The 6,524-nt window shown below is 73.4% G+C and carries 5 protein-coding genes; 3 read left to right on the top strand and 2 right to left on the bottom strand.

Annotation, left to right across the window (positions count from 1 at the left end):
• Positions 1–275: 275 nt before the first annotated feature.
• Complete coding sequence (locus CCN56_RS35080) at positions 276–1,613, top strand: D-alanyl-D-alanine carboxypeptidase family protein (protein ID WP_086831833.1); 1,338 nt, start codon at positions 276–278, stop codon at positions 1,611–1,613.
• A gap of 185 nt (positions 1,614–1,798) precedes the next feature.
• On the top strand, positions 1,799–2,428 hold the full coding sequence (locus CCN56_RS35075; RefSeq protein WP_086831832.1) for a DUF6058 family natural product biosynthesis protein: 630 nt from the start codon (positions 1,799–1,801) through the stop codon (positions 2,426–2,428).
• Positions 2,429–2,476: 48 nt separating this feature from the next.
• On the opposite strand, the gene CCN56_RS35070 is transcribed toward CCN56_RS35075, so the two are convergent.
• Together CCN56_RS35070 and CCN56_RS35065 are read right to left on the bottom strand one after the other, a co-directional pair.
• The gene (locus tag CCN56_RS35070; protein WP_086831834.1) at positions 2,477–4,882 is read right to left on the bottom strand and encodes an excinuclease ABC subunit UvrA; all 2,406 of its coding nucleotides are present in this window, start codon (positions 4,880–4,882) and stop codon (positions 2,477–2,479) included.
• A gap of 10 nt (positions 4,883–4,892) precedes the next feature.
• Positions 4,893–5,132 carry a DUF5133 domain-containing protein gene (locus tag CCN56_RS35065; RefSeq protein ID WP_052498942.1) on the bottom strand — a complete coding sequence of 80 codons (240 nt, stop codon included), beginning with the start codon at positions 5,130–5,132 and terminating at the stop codon, positions 4,893–4,895.
• 143 nt (positions 5,133–5,275) lie between these two features.
• On the opposite strand from CCN56_RS35065, the gene CCN56_RS35060 reads away from it, so the two are divergent.
• The gene (locus tag CCN56_RS35060) at positions 5,276–6,313 is read left to right on the top strand and encodes an NAD-dependent epimerase/dehydratase family protein (RefSeq protein ID WP_086831831.1); all 1,038 of its coding nucleotides are present in this window, start codon (positions 5,276–5,278) and stop codon (positions 6,311–6,313) included.
• Positions 6,314–6,524: the final 211 nt, after the last annotated feature.

Genomic DNA, 6,524 nt, shown 5'->3' with positions numbered 1-6,524 from the left:
GCAGAGGAGCGCGGTCCCGGACGGGGGCACGGCGGGGCGGCCGGGCGCACCGACGGGGGCCGCGGCGGGGCTCCCGTCCGGAACGGCGTTGCTCTGATGCGGGTATGAGGGCACGTCACAAGGATGCCCCGCGTCACCGACAGCGGGTCCGGGCCCGTTCGGCGGGACCGGCACCACCCGGGCGGACGCACGACTCGCCGCCGTACGCCACACCCGCTACGCCGGTCGGCGCACTCCGATCTGCGCGGTCCGCGCCTCCTTCCTACGGTGGCCGAATGATCGTCACGTCAGCTGTCCGTCACGCCGCCGCCGGTTCCGCGGCGCTGCTGTTCGTGCTGCCCGTTCCGGCGGCCGTCGCCTCTCCCGCCACTCCCGTCTCCCGGGTCGTGTCCTCCGTCGGGGAGCCCATCCCGCCCGCGCGCCAGTACGTCGACCGGACACGGCTCTCCCGGAAGGGCACCCAGGTGCAGCGGCTGCCAGGCGCACCCGCCGTGCCCTCGGTCTCCGCTCTGTCGTGGGTGGTGGCGGACGCCTCCTCGGGCGAGGTGCTCGCCGCGCGGAACGCGCACCGGAAGCTGCCCCCGGCGAGCACGCTGAAGACGCTGTTCGCCCTCACCGCGCTCCCCCGCCACAAGCCCTCCGAGCTGCACACCGTGGCCGATTCCGAGCTGACCGGGATCGGCGAGGGCAGCAGCCTGGTCGGCGTGAAGGAGGGGTACACGTACAAGGTCTCCGATCTGTGGAACGGCGTCTTCCTCAGTTCGGGGAACGACGCCGTGCACGTCCTGGCGGAGATGAACGGCGGCTGGGAGTCGACGACCCGGCAGATGCAGGAGAAGGCACGCTCCCTGGGCGCCGAGGACACCCACGTGGTCTCCCCCGACGGCTACGACGCCCCCGGCCAGGTGTCCTCCGCGTACGACCTGGCGGTCTTCGGCCGGATCGGGCTCCAGGACCCGGAGTTCGCCCGGTACTGCTCGACGGCGTACGCGGAGTTCCCCGCGGGCTCCTGGTCGTACGGCATCGCCAACACCAACCGGCTCCTGACCGGCGAGAACGGGGTGGAGCGCTACCCGGGGCTCCTCGGGATCAAGAACGGCTACACGACCAACGCGGGCAACACGCTGGTCTCGGCGGCCCGGCGCGGTGACCGGACGCTCGTCGTCTCGGTGATGAACCCTCAGGAGGGCGGCGGGTTCGCCGTGTACGAGGAGGCGCGGGAGCTGCTCGACTGGGGCTTCGAGGCGGCGGGTCGGGTGCAGCCGGTGGGCTCGCTCGCGCCGGTACGCACGAAGGCCGCGGCCGACGCGGGCACGCGGGCGGTGTCGGTGGCCCGTGAGGAACGCGGCGCGAAGGCGGTGGCGACGGCACCCCAAGCGGGCACGAAGGCGGTGGCGACGGCACCCCAGGCAGGCGCGGAGGCAGGAGCGGAGGCCGGGGCCGGGGCAGGCGCGAAGGCAAGGGCCGAGGCGGCGGCCGCGCCCGGGAAGAAGTCCCGGGCGGCGGAGGCCTCGGCCCCGTCCGCCGGACTCCCGCTGGCCCTGGTGGGCTCGGCCTGCGCCGCCGCGCTCGCCCTGTGGGGGTGGCGGCGCAGGACGGCCCGCCGTGCCTGAGACTCCGCGCCATCGGCCACCGGGCCCGGCGCCCGCGCCATGGACCGCCGGTCGTGCGGCGCCACTGGAGACACCTGACCCGGTCGTGTCGGCGACGGTTCGGTGGGCGCCGCACGGTCCGGCTCCTAGCCTGCGGGAACACCGTCCGGGACCGGCCCGGACTGCTTTCCCGAGGGAGTGACGCGATGACGGACGACGTGCCCGTGGCGGTACGGATCGCCGAGCGGTTCCGCGAGGTGAACGGCGACCATCCGATGACCGCCGACGACGACGCGTACGTCTCCGCCCAGTTCGTCCCGCTGGACGTGCTGTGCGCCGCGCTCGGCCGGGACGCCGACGAGGTCCGGCGGCTGATGCTCGCGGGCCTGCTGCCGCTGCCCGGCTATCTGCGGTCGGACGGCGCAGAGATGGTGCCGCGCGATCTGTTCGCCCTCGCCGACGCGGCGGGCGGTGTCGACCGTCTGCGCGCGTGGTTCACCGGGCACTGGGAGGACCCGGATCGGGGCGACGAGGAGTGGGCGGCGTACCTGAGCGGCCAGTACGTCTGTCTGCACGCGGTCACCCCGGCGAACATCCGCAGGAAGGAGGAGCTGACGGCGGAGATCACCGCGCGTCTCGCGGCCGCCGGCGCCGATGCGGCCGCCGGCGCCGATCCCTCGCCGGAGTGGCGCGCCGCCCTCCACGCGCGCGTGGACGCGCTCGACGCCCTGGAGCCGGCGTTCACGGCGTACGACCGGCTGCGGTTCGGCGGACCCGTCTCGCGGGACACCTGTGTGGACGTGCCCCGGGCGCTCTTTCCCCGTACGGGCGACTGAGCGGCGACCCGGTGGCCGAGCCCCGGATCGCCGCCTTGTTCGCACGGGTCAGGCGCCGACGTACTCCGCGAGGTGTTCGCCGGTGAGGGTGGAGCGGGCCGCGACGAGGTCGGCGGGCGTACCCTCGAAGACGATCTTTCCGCCGTCGTGGCCCGCGCCGGGACCGAGGTCGATGATCCAGTCGGCGTGCGCCATGACCGCCTGGTGGTGCTCGACGACGATGACCGACTTGCCGGAGTCCACGAGCCGGTCGAGGAGGCCGAGGAGCTGCTCGACGTCGGCGAGGTGGAGGCCGGTGGTCGGCTCGTCGAGGACGTAGACGCCGCCCTTGTCGGCCATGTGCGTGGCCAGCTTGAGCCGCTGCCGCTCGCCGCCGGAGAGCGTGGTGAGCGGCTGGCCGAGGCTCAGGTAGCCGAGCCCGACGTCGACGAGCCGGGCGAGGATGCGCTGCGCGGCCGGGGTGTGGGCCTCGCCGGAGCCGAAGAACTCCTCGGCCTCGGTCACGGACATCGCGAGCACCTCGCTGATGTCCCGGCCGCCGAGGAGGTGTTCGAGCACGGCGGGCTGGAACCGCTTGCCCTCGCAGTCCTCGCAGGTGGAGGAGACCCCGGCCATCATCCCCAGGTCGGTGTAGACGACGCCCGCGCCGTTGCAGGTGGGGCAGGCGCCCTCGGAGTTGGCGCTGAACAGCGCCGGCTTCACGCCGTTGGCCTTGGCGAAGGCCTTGCGGATCGGGTCGAGGAGGCCGGTGTACGTGGCGGGGTTGCTGCGCCGGGAGCCGCGGATCGCGCCCTGGTCGACGGAGACGACCTCCTCGCCGGCGGGGATCGAGCCGTGGACGAGCGAGCTCTTGCCGGAGCCGGCGACGCCGGTGACGACGGTGAGCACCCCGAGCGGGATGTCGACGTCGACGTCGCGCAGGTTGTGCGTGGAGGCGCCCCGGATCTTCAGGGCCCCGGTGGGCGTGCGCACCGACTCCTTGACGGCGGCCCGGTCGTCGAGGTGGCGGCCGGTGACGGTGCCGGCGGCCCGCAGCCCGTCGACGGTGCCCTCGAAGCAGACGGTGCCGCCCTCCGTACCGGCGCCGGGGCCGAGGTCGACGACGTGGTCGGCGATCACGATCGTCTCCGGCTTGTGCTCCACGACGAGCACCGTGTTGCCCTTGTCGCGCAGTTGGAGCAGCAGGTCGTTCATCCGCCGGATGTCGTGCGGGTGCAGGCCGATGGTGGGCTCGTCGAAGACGTACGTGACGTCGGTGAGCGAGGAGCCGAGGTGGCGGATCATCTTGACGCGCTGTGCCTCGCCGCCGGACAGGGTGCCCGAGGGCCGGTCCAGGGAGAGGTAGCCGAGGCCGATCTCGACGAAGGAGTCGAGGGTCAGCTGGAGGGCGGTGAGCAGGGGCGCCACCGAGGGCTCGTCGAGGCCGCGGACCCAGTCGGCGAGGTCGCTGATCTGCATCGCGCAGGCGTCGGCGATGCTGATCTTCTTGATCTTCGAGGCCCTGGCGCCCTCGCTGAGCCGGGTGCCGCCGCAGTCGGGGCAGGTGGTGAAGGTGACGGCCCGCTCGACGAAGGCCCGGATGTGGGGCTGCATGCCCTCCTTGTCCTTGGCGAGGAAGGACTTCTGGATGCGCGGGACCAGACCCTCGTAGGTCATGTTGATGCCGGCGATCTTCATCCGGACCGGCTCGTGGTGGAGGAAGTCCGCCCGTTCCTTCTCGGTGTACTCGCGGATCGGCTTGTCCCGGTCGACGAAGCCGGACTCGGCGTAGAGGCGGTGGTTCCAGCCGCCGGAGGTGTAGCCGGGGATGGTGAGCGCGCCCTCGGCGAGCGACTTCGAGTCGTCGAAGAGTTGGGCGAGGTCGATGTCGGAGACCGTGCCCCGGCCCTCGCAGCCCGGACACATGCCGCCGGTGCGCTCGAAGGTCGCCCGCTCGGTCTTCCTGCCGCCGCGCTCGACGGTGATCGCGCCGCTGGCGCGGACCGAGGGGACGTTGAAGGCGTACGCGCTGGGCGGGCCGATGTGCGGCTCGCCGAGTCGGCTGAAGAGGATCCGCAGCATCGCGTTGACGTCGGTGGCGGTGCCGACGGTGGAGCGGGGGTCGGCGCCGAGACGCTGCTGGTCGACGATGATCGCGGTCGTCAGGCCTTCGAGGACGTCGACCTCGGGCCGGGCGAGCGTCGGCATGAAGCCCTGGACGAAGGCGCTGTACGTCTCGTTGATCAGCCGCTGCGACTCCGCGGCGATCGTGTCGAACACGAGGGAGCTCTTGCCCGAGCCGGAGACGCCGGTGAAGACCGTGAGCCGGCGCTTCGGGATCTCGATGCTCACGTCCTTGAGGTTGTTCTCGCGCGCGCCGTGCACGCGGATCAGGTCGTGGCGGTCGGCGGCGTGGGGTGCGGGCGCCTGCTCGTCGGCCCTCGGGGCCCTGCTCTTCGTGTTTCCGTCGGTCATGGGAGTCACGCTAGTGGCGGTACGGGGACCAGGCTTCTCGATTCCTGATCTCCTGCGCCGTCACATAGCGCTCCGCGGCGAGGACGGCCTCGCCCGTGGTGCGTTCTCCCATCAGGACGCACAGGGTGTACGCCGTGTCCTCGAAGCGCCGGCGGGCCGACAGGTCGCACGGCCTGTCCCGCACGGTCCGCTCCTGGGCGCGGAAATGCCGGAGCAGCCGGTCGACGGTGTTCCTGTCGGGCAGCAGCATGGCCGTTCTCCTGTCTCCTGAGTCGCTTCATGGTCCCGGTCGTCGGCCGTGTCCGCGACCCGGACGGACACGCTGGGTGAGCGGTACGTCACCGGGCGGCCCCCGGAGTGCGCCGCCGCCGCCCATGGAGGAGGGTCGGAGACATGAATCCGAGCACGATTGCACGCGTCGTCGTCACGGGCGCCACCGGCAACGTGGGCACGAGCCTGGTCCGGGTCCTGTCGAGCGATCCCGGCGTCGGCTCGGTCCTCGGCCTCGCCCGGCGGCGGCCCGGCCTCGACCTCCCGGGGGTGGAGTGGGCCGAGCTCGACCTCTCCCTGGAGGGGGACGGACCCCGGCTCGCGCAGTACGTGGCGGACGCGGACGCGGTGGTGCACCTGGCCTGGCGGTTCGGTCCGACCCACGACCCGGTGGAGACCTGGCGGACCAACGTCCTGGGCTCGGTCCGCGTCTTCGACGCGGTGGCGGCGGCACGGGTGCCGGTCCTGGTGTACGCCTCCTCGGTGGGCGCGTACTCCCCCGGTCCCGAGGGTGGCGCCCCGGTGTCCGAGGCCTGGCCGACGCACGGCTGGCCGGGCGCCGCCTACACCCGCGAGAAGGCCTATCTGGAGCGGGTCCTCGACACCTTCGAGCGGGACCATCCGCTGACCCGGGTGGTGCGGATGCGTCCGGCGTTCCTCTTCAAGGAGGAGTCGGCGAGCGAGCAGCGGCGGATCTTCGCGGGGCGGTTCTTCCCCGGCCAGCTGATGCGGCCCGAACTGCTGCCGCTGCTCCCGGAGTTCGAGGGGCTCCGTTTCCAGGTCCTGCATACAAAGGACGCGGCGGACGCCTACCGCAGGGCGCTGCTGCGGGATGTCCGGGGCCCGTTCAACCTCGCCGCGGATCCGGTGATCGACGGGGCGACGCTGGGCGAGCTGCTGCACGCCCGGCCGGTGAAGGTGCCCGCCGGCGCGGTGCGGGGCGCCCTGTCGGCGGCCTGGCGGCTGCGGCTGGTCCCCGCCTCCCCGGGGCTCTTCGACGCGCTGCGGCACCTGCCGCTGCTCGCCACCGAGCGGGCCCGGCAGGAGCTGGGGTGGGAGCCGGCGGCGAGCTCGCTCGAAGCCCTGGAGGCGTTCCTGCGCGGGGTCCGCGCGGGCGCGGGCGACGCCACGGACCCGCTGGCGGGACACCCCATCGGCTGACGGACCGCACAGGCCGGCGGGCCGCACCGGTCGGCGGTGCCCTCGCGGGAGCGGGGACGGCCGCTCACCGGTGACGGCGCCCGACCGTCTCACGTCCGTCGGCACGGTGCGGCGCCCGGCCGTTCCCGCGCGTCAGCGCGGTGCCGCGGCGGACCAGTCGACGAGCCGTATCGCCGCGCCCGCGGCCTCGCGGCCGCGGCAGTGGGCGCGG

The organism is Streptomyces sp. NRRL B-24572, assembly GCF_002156145.1.
GTDB classification, from domain to species: domain Bacteria; phylum Actinomycetota; class Actinomycetes; order Streptomycetales; family Streptomycetaceae; genus Streptomyces; species Streptomyces vietnamensis.
Note: the sequence above shows the minus strand (reverse complement) of the source record. Positions and strands in the feature narration are given on the sequence as shown.